Origin of the sequence: Buttiauxella sp. (genome assembly GCF_035271705.1) — a bacterium.
Lineage (GTDB): Bacteria > Pseudomonadota > Gammaproteobacteria > Enterobacterales > Enterobacteriaceae > Buttiauxella.
The window spans coordinates 1-23,504 of record NZ_DATERI010000032.1 but is presented as its reverse complement, the minus strand read 5'-3'; the positions used below and the strand labels follow the sequence as shown (position 1 = coordinate 23,504).

Genomic DNA, 23,504 nt, shown 5'->3' with positions numbered 1-23,504 from the left:
AATACGACGCACACCTGCAGCGGTACCGGATTCTGCAACAAGACGGAACAGGCCAATATCGCCAGTGCGGCTTGCGTGAATACCACCACACAATTCGGTAGAGAAATCACCCATGCTCAGCACACGCACGTGGTCATCATACTTCTCACCAAACAACGCCATTGCACCTTTAGCCTTAGCAGCTTCCAGATCCATGACGTTAGTTTCGATTGGCAGGTTGCGACGAATTTGTCCGTTAACGATATCTTCTACTGCGCGAACTTCAGCCGGTTTCATTGCTTCGAAATGGGAGAAGTCGAAACGCAGGCCTTTATCGTTAACCAGAGAACCTTTTTGCGCGACATGCGTGCCAAGTACCTGGCGCAATGCAGCATGCAACAAGTGAGTTGCAGAGTGGTTCAGACGAATGCGTGAACGACGCACTTCATCAACTTCAGCTTTTACACTGTCGCCTACTTTCACCACACCGGAGACTAATTTGCCAAGATGACCGATTGCCTGGCCATACTTCTGCGTATCGTTAACAGCGAAGTCCACACCGTTACCGATGATTGCACCTTTGTCGCCAACCTGGCCACCAGACTCAGCATAGAATGGGGTTTCGTTAAGCACCACAACAGCTTCTTGACCCGCAGCGACTTGTTCAACGGCTTTACCGTCAACAAACAGTGCAATAACTTTAGCGGTCAAATCAGTATGCTCATAACCTTTGAAAGCGGTAGCAGAATCTACGCGAATCATGCTGTTGTAGTCAGCGCCAAAACCGCTGGACTCACGCGCACGACGGCGTTGTTCTTCCATCGCCGCTTCAAAACCAGCCTCGTCGACTTTCAGGTTACGCTCACGGCAAACATCCGCAGTCAGGTCAACCGGGAAGCCGTAGGTGTCGTACAGACGGAAAGCCGTTTCGCCATCCAGCGTATCGCCCTTCAGTTTCGCCAGTTCGTCATCCAGCAGCGCTAAGCCACGTTCCAGTGTACGAGCAAACTGTTCTTCTTCGGTTTTCAGAACTTGTTCAACCAGTGCTTGTTGACGTTGCAGCTCTTCACCCGCCGCCCCCATCACTTCAACCAATGGGCCAACCAGTTTGTAGAAGAAGGTTTCTTTAGCACCCAGTATATTGCCGTGGCGAATTGCACGACGAATGATACGGCGCAGCACGTAGCCACGGCCTTCATTGGATGGCGTAACGCCATCAGCAACCAGGAATGCACAAGAACGAATGTGGTCAGCGATAACACGCAGCGATTTGCTGGTCAGATCGGTTACGCCCGTGACTTTGGCAACAGACTTAATCAGTTGGCTGAACAGATCGATTTCATAGTTGGAGTTAACGTGCTGCAAAACAGCAGCAATACGCTCCAGACCCATACCTGTATCAACAGACGGCTTCGGCAATGGCAACATGGTGCCATCTTGCTGACGGTTGAACTGCATGAACACGAGGTTCCAGATTTCGATATAACGGTCGCCGTCTTCTTCAGGGCTACCCGGAGGGCCGCCCCAAAGATGGTCACCGTGGTCGAAGAAGATCTCGGTACATGGGCCGCATGGGCCAGTGTCACCCATCTGCCAGAAGTTATCAGATGCGTAAGCCGCACCTTTATTATCGCCAATGCGAACAATACGCTCGCGTGGCACGCCAACTTCTTTTTCCCAGATTTCAAACGCTTCGTCGTCAGTCTCGTAAACCGTGACCCACAGACGATCTTTTGGCAGGTTAAACCACTGTTCGCTGGTCAATAATTCCCATGCGAAGTTGATGGCATCATGTTTGAAATAGTCACCGAAGCTGAAGTTACCCAGCATTTCAAAGAAAGTATGGTGACGGGCTGTGTAACCGACGTTCTCCAGATCGTTATGTTTACCACCAGCGCGGACACAACGTTGAGACGTTGTTGCACGGACATAATTACGCTTGTCGAGACCAAGGAATAGATCCTTGAATTGGTTCATCCCGGCATTGGTAAACAGTAAAGTAGGATCGTTATTCGGAACCAGGGAGCTGCTCGCTACAACCTGGTGACCTTTACTATGGAAAAAATCGAGAAACGCCTGACGGATCTCAGCGGTGCTCTTGCTCATAATTATCCTGAAATCAAGCTAACGAGGAGTTGCAAACCTGACATAGCCAATTTTGATGCTTTGGCCCTGACCTGTTTACCTGGAAAAAGTGGGAATAAGATAAGTTTTCTTATCAGGGAAGTAAAATCCCGTGTATGCCTAATCGGAAAAATTTCGGTATATGCCCTGGATATCTTCCATAAAGAAACCACGATACAGAAGAAAACGCTGCACTTTGGCCCGCTCTTTCCATTCTGTTGGGAGCTTCTCACCAAATTTCCGCTCGGCGATTTCTCGAGCCAGCTCTTGCCAGTCTATTTCACAATTAAGCATTGCGGATTCACCCGTATCACGCGCGATGCCTTTGCCCTGCAATTCCTGGCGGATACGTTGTGGGCCATATCCTTTACGGGCACGGCTTGCAATAAAGCGAGATGCAAACTGAGCATCGTCCAGCCAGTGGTGTTCATAACACCAGGCAATAACCTTTTCGATGTCTTCCGCCGTAAAAGGATCTTCTTCCACTTTTGGTTTTCCAGGGAAAGTGGGTTGTGCCAAAAGTTTACGACGGAGTTCTTGTTCGCTGTGGTCGCGCATCGCCAATATACGAGTGGTCTTATCTAGTAGACGAGAATAGGCGTTGCGGCGGGGAGTTGTGGGTTCAGGCATGACAGATAACCTGTATAGGAGAAAATTGCAGTAAATATATACTCTAAATAATTCGAGTTGCAGGTAGGCGGCCAGGGAGCTTATCCCTTCGGGACGCGGGTAACAGCGTTCAAATCGGCACGCGGCAGATTTGTCGGGTAAGGGAGTGCAGCCAACACCCCTGCAACTTGAAGAATGACGAGTATAAACAAGGGCTGCCGTGGCAGCCCTTGATGGGATTTAGAAATCTTCGTTGGTTTCAGCGACGTCTTTGCCGTGGTCGTCAGCGACGACATTTGGTGTACCATCCGGATTGTTCAGCAGCATCTCACGGAGTTTCTTCTCGATTTCCATGGACATCGGCTTATTCTCTTTCAGGAAGTTACTGGAGTTTGATTTGCCCTGGCCAATCTTCTCACCGTTGTAACTGTACCAGGCACCCGCTTTTTCAATCAGCTTGTGCTTCACGCCCAAATCAACCAGTTCGCCGTAGAAGTTAATACCTTCGCCGTACATAATCTGGAATTCAGCTTGTTTAAACGGTGCGGCAATTTTGTTTTTGACCACTTTAACGCGAGTTTCACTACCCACCACGTTATCGCCATCTTTCACTGCACCGATACGGCGGATATCAAGACGGACAGAAGCGTAGAACTTCAGTGCGTTACCACCGGTTGTGGTTTCCGGGTTACCGAACATCACACCAATTTTCATACGAATCTGGTTGATGAAGATCAGCAGCGTATTGGACTGCTTGAGGTTACCTGCCAGTTTACGCATTGCCTGGCTCATCATACGTGCCGCAAGGCCCATATGGGAGTCACCGATTTCGCCTTCAATTTCGGCTTTCGGAGTCAGAGCGGCAACGGAGTCAACCACGATAACGTCAACGGCGCCAGAACGTGCCAGTGCATCACAGATTTCCAGAGCTTGTTCGCCAGTATCTGGCTGGGAACACAGCAGGTTGTCGATATCGACGCCCAATTTCTTAGCGTAAATCGGGTCCAGAGCATGCTCGGCATCGATAAACGCACATGTTTTACCTTCACGTTGAGCGGAGGCGATAACTTGCAAAGTCAGCGTCGTTTTACCAGAAGACTCTGGTCCGTAGATTTCAACGATACGCCCCATTGGCAAGCCACCGGCTCCCAGAGCAATATCCAGTGAAAGTGAACCGGTAGAGATCGTTTCCACATCCATGGTACGGTCTTCACCCAGACGCATGATGGAGCCTTTACCGAATTGTTTTTCAATTTGGCCAAGTGCTGCCGCTAACGCCTTCTGTTTGTTTTCGTCGATAGCCATTTTTACTCCTGTCATGCAGGGTGATACACAAGTGCGCCACGCTGCTTACTATGCTGTTTTGTTGTGCCAATTATACTGTATGGTCATACAGTATCAAGCTTATTTTTGAGAAATTCTTCCCACAGGGTTTGCAGGGCATATTCAGTAGCCTGGCGGCGAACCGCATCACGGTCACCGTCAAAAAGTTGCTGGTGAGCGACAGTACCATCAAGCTTTGAGCTGAACCCAAACCACACAGTGCCAACAGGTTTTTCTTCGCTGCCACCATTTGGCCCTGCAATACCACTGACGGCAATCGCATAATCTGCTGATGCCGCATATAACGCCCCCTGCGCCATTTCACGCACCACGGCTTCGCTCACCGCGCCGTGGGTTTCTAGCGTGCCGCTATCAACACCAATCATTTGGTGCTTAGCCTCATTACTGTAGGTAACAAAGCCACGTTCAAACCAAGCGGAGCTGCCTGAAACATCAGTAATCACCTTCGCAATCCAGCCGCCAGTGCAAGATTCAACCGTCGTGACGGTGGCCCCAAGCTGCCCTAGCGCTTCGCCCAGTTGGTGACTTAATTGACGCAATGTTTTCTCTGTCATATTGGCTCCGATTGTAGACATATCGCAGGGTGACACGATAGCACTTAACGACGCTTTCAGCGGATTACATTAGATAACGCGAGGAGGTTCCAGAAAAAAGAACGGCCAGTGAATACTGGCCGATTAAATCATTTCATACTGTTAGCGATAGACTCAACATTATGCTTGAAAGCCATCTCGTATGTGCTGGCCGGACCGCTCGCATCAGAAAGTGCTTCAGGGTACAGCTCACCACCCGGTTGGGCACCACTCGCAGCGGCAATTTGTTTAACCAGGCGAGGGTCAGTCTGGTTCTCAATAAAGTAAGTTTTGATGTGTTGATTTTTGAGCTGTTTGATTAGCCCTGCAACATCACTGGCATTCGCTTCGGCTTCAGTCGAGAAGCCAACAGGCGCCAGGAAAATCACACCATATTGCTGACCAAAATAACCCAATGCATCATGGCTAGTCAGCACTTTACGCTGTGATTTTGGTATGGATTCAAAGCGTGTTTTTGCCCAGCTATCTAATAGTTTCAGGCGCGTAATGTACTCGGTGCCGCTTTCGTTGATGGCCTGCGCATCTTGTGGGTCAGCAGCCATCAGCGCCTTCATAATATTCTGCGCGTAGACAGCTCCATTTTCGGCACTATTCCAGGCATGCGGGTCAGTAATTTGTTTACCGTCATCAGTCATGCTGCGCGTTGAAATACCGGCTGAGGCAACAATGATTTTACCTTTATAACCTGAAGCGCTCACCAGACGGTCCATCCACCCTTCCATTCCCAGCCCACTGACAATAACCACATCAGCCTGACTTAACGCCACGCTGTCTTGGGGTGAAGGCTCAAAACTATGCGGATCGCCATTTGGCCCGACCAGGCTTTTTACCGTGACATGTTCCCCACCGACTTGTTTAGCCATATCAGCGAGTACCGTGAAACTTGCCACCACATTGAGGTTCTTCGCCAATGCCGCCTGGCTGGCACAAACCAGCACCAATGACATCATTATCCCAAAACGTTTCATTTAATCCCCTTGCTTGTTGTTAACCCGCCTCTACAAAGGCTTCGAGCCAGCCCGCTACGCGAACCGAAAAGTATTGAAATAAAGAAGCCGACGCTCGCCGTCAGAACAATAGTGGGGCCTGCGGGTAGTGCTGCGGCAAAAGACCATGCCAGGCCAATCCACGCCGACAACAAACCGCAGACCACGGCGATAAACATCGCACCAGGCAGCGTTTTCGCCCAGCAACGCGCCGATACCGCCGGTAACATCATCAGCCCGACAGACATTAACGTGCCGAGAATTTGAAATCCGGCGACCAGGTTAAGCACCAGTAATGCGAGAAATACACCGTGAATAAGATGGGGAGCGAAGCGGTTATTGACCTGCAAAAAGCTGCGGTCAAAGGTTTCCATCACAAGCCCGCGATATAACCCCGCCAGGATGAATAACGTCACGCTGGCAATCACGCCGACAAAGACTGCGGCCTGGCTATCGACGGCCAGAATTGAGCCAAATAAAAGGTGTAGCAAGTCAACACTAGAGCCACGGAGCGAAATCAGCGTGACGCCTAACGCCAGCGATCCGAGATAAAACCCCGCGAAGCTGGCATCCTCTTTAAGTTTGGTGCGTGAACTCACCAGTCCGGAAATTAACGCGACCAGCACACCCGCGATAAAGCCGCCAATCCCCATCGCAACCAGCGACATACCAGCCAGTAAATAGCCCACCGCAACACCGGGTAAGATGGCGTGAGAAAGCGCATCCCCCACCAGGCTCATGCGTCTTAGCAGCAAAAAAATCCCCAGCGGAGCGGTACTCAGTGATAATGCCAGGCAGGCAACGAGTGCACGACGCATAAAACCGTAATCAATAAACGGCTCAAAGAAGAAGTGATAAATCATGCAGATAACGCCAGATTATTACCGGTTTGCGAATAACGAGGTAACACTTCAGCAGCGTCCCCCCAAAGGAAATTCTCTTGTGTGAGCAATAAAACCTGGGGGAAATGCCTACGGACACGTTCGTTATCATGTAGCACAGCCAGTACCGTTTGGCCTGCCTGATGCATTTGGCAGATTAGTGACATCAAGAAATCGCTGGTGTGTGAGTCGATTCCGGTAAACGGCTCATCGAGCAGAACCAGCGGCGCATTCTGCACGAGTAAACGCGCGAACAGCATTCTCTGAAACTGGCCACCAGAAAGCATTTCGATAGGTTGTTTGCTGTAAGCACTCAAGCCAACGCGTTCGATGGCATCAGCTATTCGCAGACGGTTTTGGCGATTCAATGCCGAAAAAAGACTGCGGGCTGGCCACGCCCCCATACACACCACATCGTAAACCGTGGCAGGAAACTGTCTTTCCATTTCAGCAAGTTGTGGCAACCAGGCAATGCGTGGAGCACGCCCGTCAGTAAACCGCAGTTGCCCCGACACAGGGGTCTGCAATTTCAGCAGCGTTTTGAGTAACGTCGATTTCCCTGTGCCGTTCGCACCAATAATGGCGGTCATACTGCCTTTTGCAATCAGGCCCGTTAATGCAGGTGTCACCGCCCTACCCTGATAACCCAACACCAATTGATTCAGCGAGATCATGGCAGTGCAATCGCCCAACGGATGGCCAACCATAAACCGGCGAGCAAGATTAAGACGGCGCAGAACCGGGCTGGCGCAGCCACGGTAAAAATTGTCCGTAAAGGAAACATTGCGGGACACACTCTTCAATTGATTTGTTATAACATAACATAAATTAAATCAAAGGAGATGTAAATTCCTGATAGAAGATCAGGAAAAGCCTTAATAAGAAGAGCTTGAGAAAGTAGACCCCGCCTCAGAACAAGGCGGGGTAAATATTACTGAACGCGAGCCTGCGCAACAGCCAGACCTAACTGCCACACCGCCATCGCATAATGCGTGCTGTGGTTGTAACGGGTGATGGTGTAGAAGTTTGGCAGACCGTACCAGTACTGGTAACGGTCACCCATATCCAGGCGCAATAAACTGGCTTCCTGATGGTTCCCCAGAGAAGCCGTTGGGCTCAGACCGGATTCTGCCAATGCGGAAACGGAATACTTGGTTTTAAAACCATTTGCTAATCCCGGCACCTGGCCGTTAGCAGGAACGGCCACCAAATCACCTTTCACCCAACCGTGGCCTTTGAAATAGTTTGCCACGCTGCCAATCGCATCTTCGGGATCCCACAAATTCACATGACCGTCGCCATTAAAATCTACCGCATATTCTTTGAACGACGAAGGCATGAACTGGCCATAACCCATCGCACCGGCGAATGAACCTTTCAGTTCCAGCGGGTCATCACCTTCATTACGCGCCATCAACAAGAAGGTTTCCAGTTCACCAGAGAAGTATTGCGCCCGGCGCGGATAAGCAAAGGATAATGTCGCCAGGGCATCGATGATGCGTGTTTTACCCATTACGCGACCCCAGCGGGTTTCCACGCCGATAATCCCAATAATAATTTCCGGCGGCACGCCGTATACCTGGGAAGCGCGTTTCAACGCATCATCATATTGGTTCCAGAATGCCACGCCATTTTGCACGTTATCAGGCGTGATAAATTTGCCGCGATAACGTAACCATGCCCCGTTCGGGCCCGGTGGTGGCGCAGTAGTCGGTGCCTGCTGGTCCATTAAACGCAGTACGTAATCCAATTTTTTAGCCTGAGACAACACTTCGTGCAGTTGCTGGCGGTCAAAGCCATGCTCACTCACCATTTTATTGATGAATTTCTCGGCTTCTGGATTATTGGCAAAATCCCCCGTCTGCATAAACACATCATGCTGTGGTTGCAGCAAGAAACCACCCGAAGTTGTACCGGGTTGCTGTGGCGGAGTTTCAGTTTTCGGTTTGCTGCTACATGCGGCCAGCAAAACAATAAGTGGAAGTAACGCGATGGAGTAACGCATGTGATGGGATATCCATATAACAATGACGAATGTGTATTCCTTATGGTAAATCAAAATCAGAGCAGGAGTAACAGACTCTTCGAGGCTGCTCGAAGTTTTCCCGACTTTTGACGATGTGTGATTGCCTGGTTGTGTGGTGTAATAGTGAAGCTTTTCACGACAAATCAGCTTCATGAGATAATGTGAGCACTAACAATAATAAAAAATCACAATTAACTTTTAATTCAATGGATTAAAAAGAAAATACTATGAGTACTACGGACAATTTAGACGGTCACACCCCAATGATGCAGCAGTACCTTCGCTTGAAAGCGCAGCATCCTGAGATCCTGCTGTTCTATCGTATGGGTGACTTTTACGAGCTTTTTTATGACGATGCGAAACGCGCCTCGCAACTGCTCGACATTTCCCTGACCAAGCGTGGAGCATCCGCAGGCGAACCTATTCCAATGGCAGGCGTGCCACATCATGCCGTCGAAAACTATTTAGCTAAACTGGTGAATCTGGGCGAATCGGCTGCCATCTGCGAGCAGATTGGCGATCCGGCCACCAGCAAAGGGCCCGTTGAGCGCAAAGTTGTCCGCATCGTTACACCTGGCACCATCAGCGATGAAGCGCTGCTGCAAGAGCGCCAGGACAACTTGCTGGCGGCAATCTGGCAAGAGGGTAAAGGCTTTGGCTACGCCACACTCGACATTAGTTCGGGTCGTTTTCGTCTGTCAGAGCCAGAAGATATCGAAACAATGGCGGCAGAACTTCAACGTACAAATCCCGCTGAACTGCTGTATGCAGAAGATTTTGCACAAACGCGCTTAATCGAGGGTCGTCGCGGCCTGCGTCGTCGCCCGCTGTGGGAATTTGAAATTTCAACAGCCCGCCAGCAGCTGAATATGCAATTTGGCACACGTGACCTGACCGGTTTTGGTGTCGAAAACGCCCATCATGCGTTGTGCGCTGCCGGTTGCTTGCTGCAATACGTTAAAGATACGCAACGCACTTCTTTACCGCATATTCGCTCCGTTACCATGGACCGCCAGCAAGACAGCATAATTATGGATGCGGCAACGCGGCGTAATCTGGAAATTACCCAGAACCTGTCTGGCGGCTTTGAAAATACGCTGGCTTCTGTGCTGGACTGCACCGTTACAGCGATGGGCAGCCGCATGCTAAAACGCTGGCTGCATATGCCAGTCCGCAATGTTGATGTCTTGCAAAAACGCCAGCAGACCATTGCCGCACTACAAGACAGAACCGCTGAAATCCAACCCGTGTTACGCCAGGTGGGCGACCTGGAGCGAATTTTTGCGCGTCTGGCATTGCGTACTGCACGTCCACGCGATTTAGCACGTATGCGTTATGCCTTCCAACATTTGCCCGAACTGCGCGAACTGCTGAGCGATGTGCCAACCGAATATGTGCAAACGCTGCGTGAAAACATGGGCGAGTTCACCGAGTTGCGCGAGCTACTCGAACGCGCTGTGGTGGAAACCCCACCCGTGCTGGTACGTGATGGCGGCGTCATCGCTCCGGGCTATAACGAAGAGTTAGACGAATGGCGAGCGTTGGCTGATGGCGCCACGGATTATCTCGACCGACTGGAAATACGTGAGCGTGAAAAACTCGGTCTGGATACGCTGAAAGTGGGTTTCAATGGCGTGCATGGTTATTACATCCAAATTAGTCGCAGCCAAAGCCATCACGCGCCTATTCACTATGTTCGCCGCCAAACGCTGAAAAACGCCGAACGCTATATCATTCCTGAGCTGAAAGAGTACGAAGACAAAGTGCTGACCTCAAAAGGGAAAGCGCTGGCGTTGGAAAAGCAGCTCTACGAACAGTTGTTCGATGCGTTGTTACCCCATCTTGAAGCATTGCAGCAAAGTGCCACCGCACTCGCAGAACTGGATGTACTGGTGAACCTGGCTGAGCGTGCTTACAGCCTGAATTACACTTGCCCGCAATTGACGGATAAACCCGGTATCAAGGTCGTTGGTGGTCGTCATCCGGTGGTTGAACAAGTTCTTAGCGAACCGTTTATCGCCAACCCATTAAGCCTTGCCCCTCAACGACGTATGTTGATTATTACCGGCCCAAATATGGGCGGTAAAAGTACTTATATGCGCCAGTCTGCGCTGATTGTTCTGCTGGCTTATATTGGCAGTTTTGTTCCGGCACAGCAGGCTGAAATCGGCCCAATCGACCGTATCTTCACTCGCGTCGGTGCAGCTGACGACCTGGCTTCCGGGCGCTCAACCTTCATGGTGGAGATGACCGAAACGGCAAATATTCTGCATAATGCCACTGAACATAGCCTGGTGTTGATGGATGAAATTGGCCGTGGGACGTCCACTTACGATGGTTTGTCGCTCGCCTGGGCTTGTGCCGAAAGCCTGGCAAATCGTATCAAAGCACTGACGCTATTCGCCACGCACTATTTTGAGCTGACGACCCTGCCAGAAAAAATGGAAGGTGTCGCGAACGTGCATTTGGATGCCATTGAACACGGTGACACCATCGCGTTTATGCACAGCGTGCAAGACGGTGCAGCGAGCAAAAGTTACGGTCTGGCCGTCGCGGCGCTGGCAGGCGTGCCAAAAGAGGTGATTAAGCGCGCACGTCAGAAATTGCGTGAGCTTGAGACAGTTTCTAACAATACGGCTGCCACTCAGGTCGATGGTACGCAGATGTCATTACTGTCACTGTCTGTTGCCGAAGAAACTTCGCCTGCGTTAGAAGCGCTGGAAGCATTAGATCCCGATTCACTGTCGCCACGTCAGGCGCTGGAGTGGATTTATCGTCTGAAGAGTTTGGTCTAGAAATATCGGATTAGCGTGAGTGTCATTCACGCTGAAAAACCATAAAAAAAGCGGCGACCTAAGTCACCGCTTTTTTATTTGAAACGTCAATTATTCGCGAAACATTTACTCGCGGAACAATGCTTCGATATTCAGCCCTTGAGTCTGCAAAATTTCACGCAGACGGCGGAGACCTTCAACCTGAATCTGACGAACACGTTCACGAGTCAGGCCGATTTCACGACCCACATCTTCCAGTGTTGCAGCTTCATAGCCTAACAGACCAAAACGACGAGCCAGCACTTCACGCTGTTTAGCGTTGAGTTCAAACAACCACTTAACGATACTTTGCTTCATATCATCGTCTTGCGTGGTGTCTTCCGGGCCGTTGTCTTTTTCGTCAGCCAGAATATCCAGCAGCGCTTTTTCAGAATCGCCACCCAACGGGGTGTCTACTGAGGTAATGCGCTCGTTGAGACGCAGCATACGGCTGACATCATCAACCGGTTTATCCAGTTGTTCAGCAATCTCTTCCGCACTCGGCTCATGGTCGAGCTTATGGGAGAGTTCACGTGCAGTACGCAGATAAACGTTAAGTTCTTTCACGATATGAATCGGCAAACGAATCGTACGGGTTTGGTTCATGATTGCCCGTTCGATGGTCTGACGAATCCACCATGTAGCATACGTTGAAAAACGGAACCCACGTTCTGGGTCAAACTTCTCAACGGCACGAATCAGCCCAAGATTCCCCTCTTCAATCAAGTCCAGCAGAGCCAGACCACGATTGCTATAACGACGGGCAATCTTTACCACCAGACGCAAGTTACTTTCAATCATGCGGCGGCGGGAAGCGATATCACCACGCAGTGCGCGGCGGGCAAAATACACCTCTTCTTCGGCTGTTAATAGTGGGGAATAACCAATCTCCCCAAGATAAAGTTGAGTCGCGTCAAGCACACGCTGTGTGGCCCCCTGTGACAACAACTCCTCTTCGGCTATGTCGTTATCACTGGGTTCCTCTTCTACGAGGGCTTTCTCGTCAAAGACCTCAACTCCATTCTCATCATATTCCGCGTCTTCACTTGACTCGTTAACTTTCAGCGTATTCTGATTCATAAGGTGGCTCCTACCCGTGATCCCTGGGCAAAGCACCTTGCACTTCGTCCTTTAAGCGCTATCTGCGTTGGCTGCCTTCATTCACCCCAGTCACTCACTTAAGTAAGCTCTTGGGGATTCACTCAGTTGCCACCTTGATATCACTTAAACGATTTTGTGCATATAAAGTACTTTGCCGACCTATCGCTGCGGTAAATAACGCAGCGGGTTTACGGATTTCCCCTTGTAACGAATTTCAAAATGCAAACGTGTTGAACTGGTTCCGGTGCTACCCATGGTAGCTATCTTCTGCCCCGCCTTGATTTCTTCTTGTTCCCGGACCAGCATTGTATCGTTATGGGCGTAGGCACTCAGGTAATCATCATTATGTTTGATGATGATCAGATTACCGTAACCACGCAGCGCGTTACCGGCATACACCACTCGCCCAGAGGCGGTAGCAACAACAGCCTGGCCTTTGCTGCCTGAGATATCGATCCCTTTATTGCCACCTTCGGTAGCAGAGAAGTTCTCAATAACCTTGCCTTCAGTCGGCCAGCGCCAGGTCGAAATTGGCGCACTATCGGACGTGCTGCTGGCAGTGGGTACAGTAGTTGTAGAGCTAACCACAGGTGCCGTAACCGGTGCTGTGACAGTTGTCGCAGTACCTTTATTATTAGGCAACATTTTGTTAGCACTCTGTTCACCTGAATCCTCAGAATACGTAATTACTGGTTTAGAAGCAACCACTGTGGTGTTATTTTGCGCAGCGGCAACAGTCGCAACAACCGCAACGCCTTGCGCACTCGCATCTGCTGCAGTAACCGCATTACCACCTGTAATTGGCGTACCTGAAGCGTTACCGATCTGCAGGGTTTGACCCACATTCAAGCCGTACGGCTCCGGTACGTTGTTGCGCTGGGCTAAGTCACGGAAATCGTTTCCGGTGATCCACGCAATATAGAAAAGAGTATCGCCGCGTTTAACGGTATATGTGCTACCGCCGGTATAGCTACCTTTCGCGATAGCGCCATATTTGCGGTTATAGACAATGCGGCCATTTTCAGTTTGTACCGGAGTAGAAGCGACCGGCTGCGTTTGCATTGGCTGAATCGTCGGTTGTTGTTGTACAGGCTGAATTTGCGGAGTCTGGTTTTGGGTGGACATTTTTGGTGGTTGAGTCACCATCATGTCACCGGAAGAGTTGCTGCTGGCATTGCCGTTACCCCCCACCGAACTGATCGGCGCCTGGGTATCATTGCTGGTACATCCCGCTAACCACAGGCTCACCAACGACAAGGCCGCAATACGGCGTAAAGTAAAAGTTGGGCTTCCCGCGCTCATTTATCCCCCAAAAAAAATCATATGCTGATGAAAATACGGCAGAGCTGGCGCTTATACCCATCATCCATCAAGCTGCAAGGGTGTTGGCTGCAACTCGAATGCTAATGGTGATACAACCAGGCTTCAAAATTTCGCTGCGCGTAACGTTACGCCAAAACTTTTAGAAAAAAACAAGATAGTTCCAGGTTAAGCCAATTCACCCTTAACCAAGGGGACAAAACGAACGGCTTCAACTGTATCAATGACAAATTCCCCACTCAGTCGACGAACACGCTTCAGATACTGTCGATCTTCGCCTACTGGGAGAACTAAAATTCCACCTTCGTCCAGCTGTGACAATAATGCGCCAGGGATCTCCGGTGGAGCAGCCGTAACAATAATAGCGTCAAACGGACTGCGCGCATGCCAGCCCTGCCAACCATCACCGTGACGGGTTGAGATATTATGTAGATCAAGTTGTTTTAAACGTCGCCTTGCATGCCATTGCAGGCCTTTGATGCGTTCAACTGAACAAACATGATGCACCAAATGCGCAAGGATAGCGGTTTGATAACCCGAGCCAGTGCCGATTTCCAACACGCGGGACTCAGGCGTCAGCTCGAGTAACTCGGTCATTCTTGCGACCATATAAGGCTGCGAGATGGTTTGACCGGAGCCAATGGGTAATGCTGTGTTTTCCCAAGCTTTGTGCTCAAACGCTTCATCAACAAACTTTTCCCGCGGCACCTGCGCAATCGCATCCAGAACTTTTTCGTCCTTGATGCCTTGAGCACGCAGTTGTGTGATAAGGGCTTCTACGCGTTTGCTTACCATTGCTCATCCACTCCTGATTTGCTCAACCAGTGACTGACCACCTCACGAGCGCTGTGGGCAGTCAGGTCAACATGCAATGGTGTTACCGACACATAGCCTTCATCGACGGCCGCAAAATCGGTGTCAGGGCCTGCATCAAATTTATCCCCTGGCGGTCCAATCCAGTACAGCGTATTCCCGCGTGGATCTTCTTGTGGGATAACTTTATCTGACGGGTGGCGGCTGCCACAGCGCGTAACGCGAATACCCTTGATTTGATCAAGCGGCAAATCCGGTACGTTAATATTTAAAATACGCCCGGTACGTAGCGGTTCGCGCGATAAGGCACGCAAAATAGAACAGGTCACAGCGGCCGCAGTTTCATAATGCTCATGGCCGTTTAACGAAACAGCCAGCGCCGGAATACCTAAGTGTCGCCCTTCCATTGCAGCAGCAACGGTGCCGGAATAGATGACGTCATCGCCAAGATTCGGCCCGGCATTAATTCCGGAAACCACGACATCTGGGGCTGGGCGCATCAGAGCATTAACACCAAGATAGACGCAGTCTGTTGGTGTGCCCATCTGCACGGATATATCACCGTTCGGCAGAGTGAAAGTGCGCAATGAAGATTCGAGCGTCAGTGAGTTCGATGCCCCACTGCGATTACGGTCAGGGGCAACAACCTGCACATCAGCAAATTCCCTTAGTCGGGCCGCCAGAACTTGAATGCCCGGCGCATTGACCCCGTCATCGTTACTCAAAAGTATTCTCATAATGGATTTACAAAGCTTCTTTTTATATGAAAAAGATAAAACCACATGTTGGCTCCCGGCAGAACGACTTTACGCGTTTTTTTAACCTTCAAAATCTACCCAACCTGTTGTTTTATCCCATTCTGCTGATTTTAGTGCACCCGTAATGAAATTGTTGCAGTTTTTGTAACATTCACCACCAAGGCCCGCCCAAGTGACACTATACAATCCAAAGTTGACTAAATCATCCTCCGTGGTCTGTCGTTTACGCAGATAACAAAGCGTTACAGGTAAACTCAAGACACGGTCCTGCCGCTAATTTAGAGCAAAAAAAAGCGGGCAATATTATTACCCGCTGTGGAATGTTTTGCCGTTACTCCGCAATATCGGTGTAATTGCTCGGAGCATTCATCAATTCACGCACCACGCTGGTCGCAAAACTCCCGGCGGGAAGCCAGAAATTCAGCTCAACGGTGATATCATCCCACCAGTTCCAACTGAGATCTTTAGGCATGAGCAACATGGCTCGGCGCGCCGCTTCTACACGCTCGCGCACCAGCAGTGCTTGCAAATCTGTTTGCTCCGCAACACATTGCTGCTCAAACTCCAGAGCCGTATTTTGAGTGCCCCAAGGGCCGTCACCAGGTAATGGCGCAGTAATCAATAGCTCACCGTCATCGACACGCTTTTGCAAATCGGGCAGCTCTTCTGGCGTGGCAACAAACCAGCTTCCACGCCCGGCTAACTGTAGTGCATCACCCTCAATAACCTGGTTAAAGTCAGGCTTCTTCAGGCGTTCACTCACAATTTGGTTAAACATGGCGCTGCGTGCCGCTGAGAGATAAAAGCTGCGTTTATTGCGATCACGAATTGGCGCATTGCTTTGCGCCCAACGCACCGCCTGGTGCAGGTTATTGCCACCCAGTCCAAAACGTTGGCTACCAAAGTAATTCGGCACACCACGATGAAGAATGGCCGTCAGCCGCTGTTCCATTTCAACACGGTCAGTGACGTCGCGCAGCACCAGGGTAAAACTGTTTCCCTGAAGTGCCCCCAGACGCAATTTACGGCGATGGCGGGCATATTCCAAAACCTGGCAGCCCTCGAGTTGAAACGCACTCATGTCCGGCATTTCTTTGCCCGGCAGACGCACGCAAAACCACTGTTCAGTCACCGCATGTTTATCTTTCTGCCCGGCAAAGCTGACTTCACGGGCGGGCACTTTCAAAAACTTAGCCAGTGCATCGGCAACAAAACGGGTATTACAGCCATTTTTCAGGATGCGTAATAGCAAATGTTCACCATCGCCATCCGGCCCAAATCCCAGGTCTTCGATAACCACAAAATCTTCTGGATTGGCTTTGATTAAACCTGTGCCTTGTGGCTTACCGTGCAGCCAGGTCAGATTGTGCATGTCCATTATTTACGTGCCTTATGCAATAACGCCACCGCTTCACAAGCTATACCTTCACCACGCCCCGTAAAGCCGAGTTTTTCAGTGGTGGTCGCCTTAACGTTCACATCATCCATATGGCAACCCAGATCTTCGGCAATAAACACTCGCATTTGTGGAATGTGGGGAGCCATTTTCGGGGCCTGCGCAATAATGGTCACATCGACGTTACCCAGGGTGTAACCTTTCGCCTGGATACGGCGCCAGGCTTCACGCAGCAATTCACGGCTATCAGCGCCTTTAAATGCGGGGTCAGTATCGGGGAATAATTTACCAATGTCCCCCAACGCGGCAGCCCCCAGCAGGGCATCGGTTAATGCGTGCAAAGCGACATCGCCATCCGAGTGTGCGAGCAGTCCTTGTTCGAACGGGACGCGCACACCGCCAATGATAATTGGGCCAACGCCTCCAAAGGCATGTACATCAAAACCATGTCCAATACGCATTATTCTTTCTCCGTTTGGGTTAACCGCGTGAGGTAAAACTCCGCCAACGCCAGGTCTTCAGGACGAGTCACTTTTATATTATCGGCGCGGGCGCTAATTAATTCGGGATGGAAGCCACAATACTCAAGCGCCGAGGCTTCATCAGTAATTGAGGCATGTTCATCGAGTGCGCGTTGCAAGCAACTGCGCAGTAATTCCAGAGGGAATAGCTGAGGTGTTAACGCGTGCCAAAGATCTTCACGATCGACCGTATGGGCAATCAGGCTCTTACCCGGTTCACCGCGTTTCATTGTGTCACGCACGGGCGAAGCCAGAATCCCACCCATTTTGCTGGTCTGTGTAATCGACAACAAACGCGCCAAATCATCCTGATGTAAACAAGGGCGTGCCGCGTCGTGCACCAAAACCCATTGCGCGTTTTGCACCACGTTTAATCCAGCAAGCACCGAGTCAGCACGCTGTGCACCCCCCTGGATAACGGTCACATTGGGGTTTGAAGCAAGAGGCAACGAAGCAAACCAGCTATCAGTGGGACTAATAGCAATAACGACATGAGCCACACGTGGATGAGCCATCAGGCTTGCCACCGCATGTTCAAGAATAGTTTTATCGCCGATTTTTAGATATTGCTTAGGACATTCCGTTTGCATGCGGCTGCCGATACCTGCTGCCGGCACCACGGCAATTACGTCCGGGGAGGAGTCTGCCATGTAGATTCACTTACGCGTTATTGTCGATTGTTCTGCCCTGCATTATTGCCCAGGCGCTTAGAGCTATCGGGAACCAGGCGGTAGAAAGTTTCACCCGGTTTGGTCATGCTTAATTCGTTACGTGCACGCTCTTCAATAGCTTCCTGGCCGCCATTAAGATCGTCAATTTCTGCAAACAGTTGATCGTTACGCGCTTTGAGTTTGGCATTCGTCGCCTGGTGTGCAGTAACGTCGTCATTGACTCGCGTCCAATCATGTACACCGTTTTTTCCAAACCACAGCGAATACTGCAGCCAGACCAACAAGGCCAGCAATAGTAGCGTTAGTTTACCCATCCTGCCCCCTGAAAAACGGCACAATCATTGCACAAAATTTTATCGGGCTCCGCTCTGGGTACAAAGCGCGCCTTCATATTTGCGGCAGAATTTATCACAGATTGCGACGACATGCGCGTTTGCAGGTCAGTTAGCGGCCTTGCAGTCATAAAAAGTGTCTACCCGTTAGCATTCGAATTGCAGGATGACGGGTATTAGCCTATTAGCCACAGGAAAAGCATGCCAAACATCAGCCCCACCGCCAACACGGTTACGATGCAGCTAAACAGTAAGCGGCCACGCATGAGAGAATGCAAAGCAATCCCTACGACGACTGCGACGGGTAATAGTGCCAGGAAGAATGGCCAGGTATACAGGAAGAAAAAGAGGGTATTAGGACCATAGATCAGGAAAGGAATGCCAAGAGCCAGCAGCCAAGACAAAAAACCGATGAACGCCCCAGTCAATGACCAGGTCGTTTCTTCGGGACTGGGGGGGCTAGCTTCAGCCGATGTAATAACCAGGTTGGTGCCATTGCGCATAACGAATCCGTAAACCTTGCAAGCCAGGCACATGACGGCCCGGCAATGTCTTAGGTTTTGATAATAACGTCACGACGCAACAGATCTAATAATTGCGCAATCAAATTTGTTACTAATTGTTCGCCATCTAAGTATATTTCAGGGCTCACTGGCGCTTCATAAACCGAGTCAATTCCGGTGAAATTGCGCAACTCTCCGGCACGGGCTTTTTTATACAAACCTTTTGGATCACGAGCTTCACAGATAGAAAGTGGAGTATCAACAAACACTTCGATAAACCGCCCTTCTCCCACCCTGTCACGAACCATTTGGCGTTCTGCCCGATGCGGTGAAATAAATGCACTCAGCACCACCAGCCCCGCGTCCGCCATTAAGTTGGCAACTTCGCCAACACGGCGGATATTTTCTTTACGATCTGCATCGCTAAAACCGAGATCACTGCACAAACCGTGGCGCACGTTATCGCCATCAAGTAAGTAAGTGCTCACACCAAGTTTATGCAACGCCTCTTCCAATGCGCCCGCGACGGTGGATTTACCCGAGCCCGAAAGCCCGGTAAACCACAGCACTGCGCCACGATGCTGATGAAGTTTTTCACGTTGCTCAACCGTTACCGGATGCGCATGCCAGACGACGTTTTCGTCGTGCTCAGCCATTATTTTCCTCCCAGCAAATCACGCGCACCCCAGTGTGGGAAGTGACGACGCACCAGCGCATTCAGTTCCAGCTCAAAGGCGCTGAATGCTGACGGCTCCTGATAGACCTCTTGTTGCGGCTCGCGCACCATTCCGGCACCGACCGTGACGTTGGTCAGGCGGTCGATGAAAATCAGCCCGCCCGTTACTGGGTTTTCCTGGTATTTATCCAGCACCAGCGGTTCGTCAAACGTTAAATCAACGAGGCCAATACCATTCAGCGGCAGGCTTTCGACGATACGCTGTGTCAGGCTGTTAATTTCGACCTGATAATGGATGTTGTCGACACGCGCTCGGGTTTTCTTACCTGCAACTTTAATGTCGTAACTTTGGCCCGGCACCAGCGCTTGTTCCGCCATCCACACCACATCAACTTTCGCCGTTTGTACCGCAGGTTGTGCATCGCTGGCATCAACCAGCAAATCACCACGGCTGATGTCGATTTCGTCTTTCAGTACCAAAGTGATGGCTTCGCCCGCGGCGGCTTGTTGCAAATCTCCATCAAAAGTCACGATTCGCGCAATGGTTGATTCGACACCCGACGGGAGAACTTTAACGCGCTGCCCGACGTTTACCACACCGGATGCCAGCGTTCCCGCATAACCACGGAAATCCAGATTCGGGCGATTCACATACTGCACCGGGAAACGCATCGGCTGCTGTTCCACAATCCGCTTAACTTCCACCGTTTCCAGAAGCTCCAGCAGTGTTGGGCCACTGTACCAAGGCATATTGCTGCTTTGGGTCGCCACGTTATCGCCTTCAAGTGCTGACAGCGGTACAAAGCGAATATCCAGATCAGACGGTAGTTGTTCGGCAAAAGTCAGGTAATCTTGTTTGATCTGCTCAAACGTCTCTTCGCTGTATCCCACCAGATCCATTTTGTTGACCGCAACGACCAGATGTTTGATCCCCAAAAGCGTGGAAATAAAACTGTGGCGACGCGTTTGATCCAGCACACTTTTGCGCGCATCGATCAATAAGATCGCCAGATCACAGGTTGATGCACCAGTGGCCATGTTTCGGGTGTACTGCTCATGTCCCGGGGTATCAGCAATAATGAATTTACGTTTTTCGGTAGAGAAGTAACGGTAAGCCACATCAATGGTGATGCCCTGCTCGCGTTCAGCTTGTAAGCCGTCCACCAGCAAGGCCAGATCCAGTTTTTCACCCTGCGTACCGTGGCGTTTGCTGTCGGTGTGCAGTGAAGAAAGTTGATCTTCATAAATTTGGCGCGTGTCATGCAGCAGGCGGCCAATCAGTGTGCTTTTGCCGTCATCGACACTGCCGCAGGTCAAAAAACGCAGCAGGCTTTTGTGTTGCTGAGCGTGCAGATAGGCTTCTACGCCACCTTCATCAGCAATTTGTTGTGCAATAGTCGTGTTCATCTGGCGGCTCCTTAGAAATAACCCTGGCGTTTTTTAAGCTCCATGGAGCCTGCCTGGTCGCGGTCAATTGCCCGCCCTTGACGTTCACTGGTGGTCGAAACCAGCATCTCTTCGATGATTTCCGGCAGCGTCTGCGCTTCGGACTCCACAGCCCCCGTCAGCGGCCAACAACCCAGGGTACGGAAACGCACCATTTTCTGCTCAACCACTTCACCCGGTTGTAAATCGATTCGGTCGTCATCCACCATCAGCAGCATCCCATCGCGTTCAAGTACCGGGCGAGGTGCGGCAAGATACAACGGCACGATTTCGATATTTTCCAGGTAGATGTATTGCCAGATATCCAGCTCGGTCCAGTTAGAAAGTGGGAACACGCGAATGCTCTCACCTTTGTTAATCTGGCCGTTGTAGTTGTGCCACAGTTCAGGGCGCTGGTTTTTTGGGTCCCAGCGATGGAAACGGTCACGGAACGAATAGATCCGTTCTTTGGCACGTGATTTTTCTTCATCACGACGTGCGCCACCAAAAGCGGCGTCAAAACCATATTTGCTCAGCGCCTGTTTCAGGCCTTCGGTTTTCATGATGTCGGTATGTTTAGCGCTACCGTGCACGAATGGGTTTATCCCCATCGCTACGCCTTCCGGGTTCTTGTGTACCAACAATTCAAAACCATAGTTCTTCGCGGTACGGTCACGAAAATCGTACATTTCGCGGAATTTCCAGCCCGTATCGACATGCAGTAACGGGAACGGAAGCGTGCCTGGATAGAAGGCTTTACGGGCCAAATGCAACATCACCGATGAGTCTTTACCGATGGAATACATCATAACCGGATTGGAAAATTCGGCGGCAACCTCACGGATAATATGGATGCTTTCTGCCTCCAACTGCCGTAAGTGTGTGAGTCGTTTTTGGTCCATAACCTTCCCTTAAGCGAGGTTTAATACGGAGGTTCATAGAACCTCCCAGTAGGCGTGATTATTGCAGCCAGTTGACACGCACAGCGCGGAGCAACCGCAACGTACACGTAGTACGTGAGGATTGTGAGCACTGCCCAGGTTCAAAATGGCAAATAAAATCGCCCTAATGGGATAGGTTCTTAGCCCGCCGTTTAAAAATTCATTAGAGGACTATACGGCTGTGGTTTATTTGTTATGAAATTACTAATTGGAATGAGTTGTTCCACAAAGGAATAACGCCATGAAAATCTAAAGAACAAAATGTGCTTAACCAGAGAGATAGCGAGGGTTTCAGAGCAAATGAAATTGTGTAACGCCCATCACAGTTTCATACTATACGGGCAAAAATTTTCCCATTTGAAAAGGACCCACTATGTTTTCCGCATTGCGCCAAACGCTCACCAGCCTGGCGTTAGGGATTTGCTGCACCATACCGGCATTTGCAAATACTTCGCCAATAGGCGAAATCGCCAGTCAACAGACGCGTCACATCGCCACTGTGTTTCCTGGGAGAATGACAGGCAGTCCTGCGGAAATGATGGCCGCAGATTACCTTAATCAACAATTTATCCAACTTGGCTACCAAAGCGATATTCGCCGCTTTAACACCCGTTATCTTTACACCACGAAAGAGGGTAATAAGAACTGGCGTAACGTCAGCGCAAGCTCGGTAATTGCGGCGCGGGAAGGTATTGAACCGCAGCAAATCATCATCATGGCGCATCTCGATACTTACTCGCCGCTCAATGATAACGATGTGAATAACAACCTCGGCGGTTTAACGCTACAAGGTGTGGATGACAATGCTTCGGGTCTTGGCGTGATGCTGGAACTCGCAACCCGTCTGAAAGATATCCCGACGCGCTACGGCATCCGTTTTATCGCCACTAGCGGTGAAGAAATTGGCACTTTGGGTGCGGAAGATATCCTGAAACGTATGAGTGCCAGCGAGAAGAAACATACGCTATTGGTGATTAATCTCGATAACCTGATTGTCGGCGACAAGCTCTATTTCAACAACGGTAAATCGACGCCGAGCGCCGTCAGTAAAATAACGCGTGACCGTGCATTAGCCCTGGCTCGCCAGTTGAATGTGAAAGCGACGACCCATCCAGGGGTTAATGCCAAAGATGCAAAAGGCGCCGACTGCTGTAGTGATGCTGACGTGTTTGATAACGCCGGGATCCCGGTGCTCTCAGTGGAAGCCACTAACTGGTCGCTGGGTGAGAAAGATGGTTATCAGCAAAGAGCAAAAAGCAAAGCGTTCCCTGATGGAACCAGTTGGCATAATGCTTTAATTGATAACCAGCAATACCTGGATAAGTCATTACCGCACCGCATCGAAAAACGTAGCCGTGACGTGGTGCGCGTCATGTTGCCGCTGGTGAAAGAGTTGGCAAAGGCGAAGCATTAATTCAGATAACCGCCCAAGATATGGGTAGTTATCTTAACAATCGTTATAGGCGATGCTTGCTGGCAGTCATCAGTGCCAGCGACGCTTCATAAGCAGCATCGCCGTCGCCCATCATAATCGCGCGATATATACGGTGGTGGTCTTCCAGACACATGCCGCCCTCTTTTGACGAATGACTGATAAACCACTTAAACACGGTGGTCAGCACATTGCCAAACGGGGCATAGAAGCAGTTGCCCGAAGCCAGAAAAATAGCGCGATGGAAGCGCGTATCCACA

The 23,504-nt window shown here is 50.4% G+C and carries 24 protein-coding genes; 2 read left to right on the top strand and 22 right to left on the bottom strand.

What is annotated here, in order from left to right; genetic code table 11:
• The 8 genes from alaS to mltB all read right to left on the bottom strand — a co-directional run.
• Positions 1–2,085, bottom strand: a 2,085-nt coding sequence (gene alaS / locus VJY99_RS02445; protein ID WP_324116004.1) for an alanine--tRNA ligase, incomplete at its 3' end; no start/stop codon positions are given.
• Between the two features lie 138 nt (positions 2,086–2,223).
• Positions 2,224–2,733 carry a regulatory protein RecX gene (locus VJY99_RS02440; RefSeq protein WP_324116002.1) on the bottom strand — a complete coding sequence of 170 codons (510 nt, stop codon included), beginning with the start codon at positions 2,731–2,733 and terminating at the stop codon, positions 2,224–2,226.
• Positions 2,734–2,952: 219 nt separating this feature from the next.
• The gene (recA, locus tag VJY99_RS02435; RefSeq protein ID WP_324116000.1) at positions 2,953–4,017 is read right to left on the bottom strand and encodes a recombinase RecA; all 1,065 of its coding nucleotides are present in this window, start codon (positions 4,015–4,017) and stop codon (positions 2,953–2,955) included.
• Positions 4,018–4,100: 83 nt separating this feature from the next.
• Positions 4,101–4,610: a nicotinamide-nucleotide amidase gene (pncC, locus tag VJY99_RS02430; protein ID WP_324115999.1), complete on the bottom strand. Its 510-nt coding sequence runs from the start codon at positions 4,608–4,610 to the stop codon at positions 4,101–4,103.
• A 128-nt stretch (positions 4,611–4,738) separates the two neighbouring features.
• A complete protein-coding gene (locus tag VJY99_RS02425) occupies positions 4,739–5,617 on the bottom strand; it encodes a metal ABC transporter substrate-binding protein (RefSeq protein ID WP_324115997.1) in 879 nt (292 codons plus the stop codon).
• Entirely contained in the window at positions 5,614–6,498 is an 885-nt protein-coding gene (locus VJY99_RS02420; RefSeq protein WP_324115995.1) for a metal ABC transporter permease, read from the bottom strand. Before VJY99_RS02420 ends, VJY99_RS02425 begins: the two co-directional genes overlap by 4 nt.
• Positions 6,495–7,223 carry a metal ABC transporter ATP-binding protein gene (locus VJY99_RS02415; protein ID WP_414641561.1) on the bottom strand — a complete coding sequence of 243 codons (729 nt, stop codon included), beginning with the start codon at positions 7,221–7,223 and terminating at the stop codon, positions 6,495–6,497. The genes VJY99_RS02420 and VJY99_RS02415 overlap by 4 nt, the downstream gene beginning before the upstream one ends.
• A gap of 224 nt (positions 7,224–7,447) precedes the next feature.
• Complete coding sequence (gene mltB / locus VJY99_RS02410; RefSeq protein WP_324115991.1) at positions 7,448–8,521, bottom strand: lytic murein transglycosylase B; 1,074 nt, start codon at positions 8,519–8,521, stop codon at positions 7,448–7,450.
• 248 nt (positions 8,522–8,769) lie between these two features.
• Between mltB and mutS the strand changes: the two genes are divergently transcribed.
• Positions 8,770–11,337 (top strand): DNA mismatch repair protein MutS, encoded by a 2,568-nt coding sequence (gene mutS / locus VJY99_RS02405; protein ID WP_324115990.1) that lies wholly within the window; start codon positions 8,770–8,772, stop codon positions 11,335–11,337.
• A 105-nt stretch (positions 11,338–11,442) separates the two neighbouring features.
• Here the strand turns inward: mutS and rpoS are convergent, their stop codons facing one another.
• The 13 genes from rpoS to cysD form a co-directional block, all read right to left on the bottom strand.
• A complete protein-coding gene (gene rpoS / locus VJY99_RS02400; RefSeq protein ID WP_324115988.1) occupies positions 11,443–12,435 on the bottom strand; it encodes an RNA polymerase sigma factor RpoS in 993 nt (330 codons plus the stop codon).
• A gap of 180 nt (positions 12,436–12,615) precedes the next feature.
• Complete coding sequence (gene nlpD / locus VJY99_RS02395) at positions 12,616–13,758, bottom strand: murein hydrolase activator NlpD (RefSeq protein WP_324115986.1); 1,143 nt, start codon at positions 13,756–13,758, stop codon at positions 12,616–12,618.
• A gap of 186 nt (positions 13,759–13,944) precedes the next feature.
• On the bottom strand, positions 13,945–14,571 hold the full coding sequence (locus tag VJY99_RS02390; protein ID WP_324115985.1) for a protein-L-isoaspartate(D-aspartate) O-methyltransferase: 627 nt from the start codon (positions 14,569–14,571) through the stop codon (positions 13,945–13,947).
• The gene (surE, locus tag VJY99_RS02385; protein ID WP_324115983.1) at positions 14,565–15,326 is read right to left on the bottom strand and encodes a 5'/3'-nucleotidase SurE; all 762 of its coding nucleotides are present in this window, start codon (positions 15,324–15,326) and stop codon (positions 14,565–14,567) included. The genes VJY99_RS02390 and surE overlap by 7 nt, the downstream gene beginning before the upstream one ends.
• Before the next feature lie 81 nt (positions 15,327–15,407).
• Positions 15,408–15,605, bottom strand: coding sequence for a hypothetical protein (locus VJY99_RS02380; protein WP_324115981.1), 198 nt, complete (start codon positions 15,603–15,605; stop codon positions 15,408–15,410).
• Positions 15,606–15,678: 73 nt separating this feature from the next.
• On the bottom strand, positions 15,679–16,728 hold the full coding sequence (truD, locus tag VJY99_RS02375) for a tRNA pseudouridine(13) synthase TruD (RefSeq protein ID WP_324116007.1): 1,050 nt from the start codon (positions 16,726–16,728) through the stop codon (positions 15,679–15,681).
• Positions 16,725–17,204 carry a 2-C-methyl-D-erythritol 2,4-cyclodiphosphate synthase gene (ispF, locus tag VJY99_RS02370; protein ID WP_064543903.1) on the bottom strand — a complete coding sequence of 160 codons (480 nt, stop codon included), beginning with the start codon at positions 17,202–17,204 and terminating at the stop codon, positions 16,725–16,727. The genes truD and ispF overlap by 4 nt, the downstream gene beginning before the upstream one ends.
• On the bottom strand, positions 17,204–17,914 hold the full coding sequence (gene ispD, locus VJY99_RS02365; RefSeq protein ID WP_324115978.1) for a 2-C-methyl-D-erythritol 4-phosphate cytidylyltransferase: 711 nt from the start codon (positions 17,912–17,914) through the stop codon (positions 17,204–17,206). Before ispD ends, ispF begins: the two co-directional genes overlap by 1 nt.
• A gap of 17 nt (positions 17,915–17,931) precedes the next feature.
• A complete protein-coding gene (gene ftsB / locus VJY99_RS02360) occupies positions 17,932–18,249 on the bottom strand; it encodes a cell division protein FtsB (protein ID WP_324115976.1) in 318 nt (105 codons plus the stop codon).
• Positions 18,250–18,443: 194 nt separating this feature from the next.
• Positions 18,444–18,770 (bottom strand): DUF3561 family protein, encoded by a 327-nt coding sequence (locus VJY99_RS02355; protein WP_324115975.1) that lies wholly within the window; start codon positions 18,768–18,770, stop codon positions 18,444–18,446.
• A 50-nt stretch (positions 18,771–18,820) separates the two neighbouring features.
• The gene (gene cysC / locus VJY99_RS02350) at positions 18,821–19,426 is read right to left on the bottom strand and encodes an adenylyl-sulfate kinase (RefSeq protein ID WP_324115974.1); all 606 of its coding nucleotides are present in this window, start codon (positions 19,424–19,426) and stop codon (positions 18,821–18,823) included.
• A complete protein-coding gene (gene cysN / locus VJY99_RS02345) occupies positions 19,426–20,853 on the bottom strand; it encodes a sulfate adenylyltransferase subunit CysN (protein ID WP_324115973.1) in 1,428 nt (475 codons plus the stop codon). The genes cysC and cysN overlap by 1 nt, the downstream gene beginning before the upstream one ends.
• Before the next feature lie 11 nt (positions 20,854–20,864).
• Entirely contained in the window at positions 20,865–21,773 is a 909-nt protein-coding gene (gene cysD, locus VJY99_RS02340; RefSeq protein WP_324115967.1) for a sulfate adenylyltransferase subunit CysD, read from the bottom strand.
• Positions 21,774–22,185: 412 nt separating this feature from the next.
• Here cysD and VJY99_RS02335 point away from each other — a divergent pair, with 412 nt between their 5' ends.
• The gene (locus tag VJY99_RS02335) at positions 22,186–23,226 is read left to right on the top strand and encodes an aminopeptidase (protein ID WP_324115965.1); all 1,041 of its coding nucleotides are present in this window, start codon (positions 22,186–22,188) and stop codon (positions 23,224–23,226) included.
• A 43-nt stretch (positions 23,227–23,269) separates the two neighbouring features.
• Here the strand turns inward: VJY99_RS02335 and VJY99_RS02330 are convergent.
• The coding region (locus VJY99_RS02330) for a FadR/GntR family transcriptional regulator (RefSeq protein WP_324115964.1) at positions 23,270–23,504 on the bottom strand (235 nt) is incomplete at its 5' end.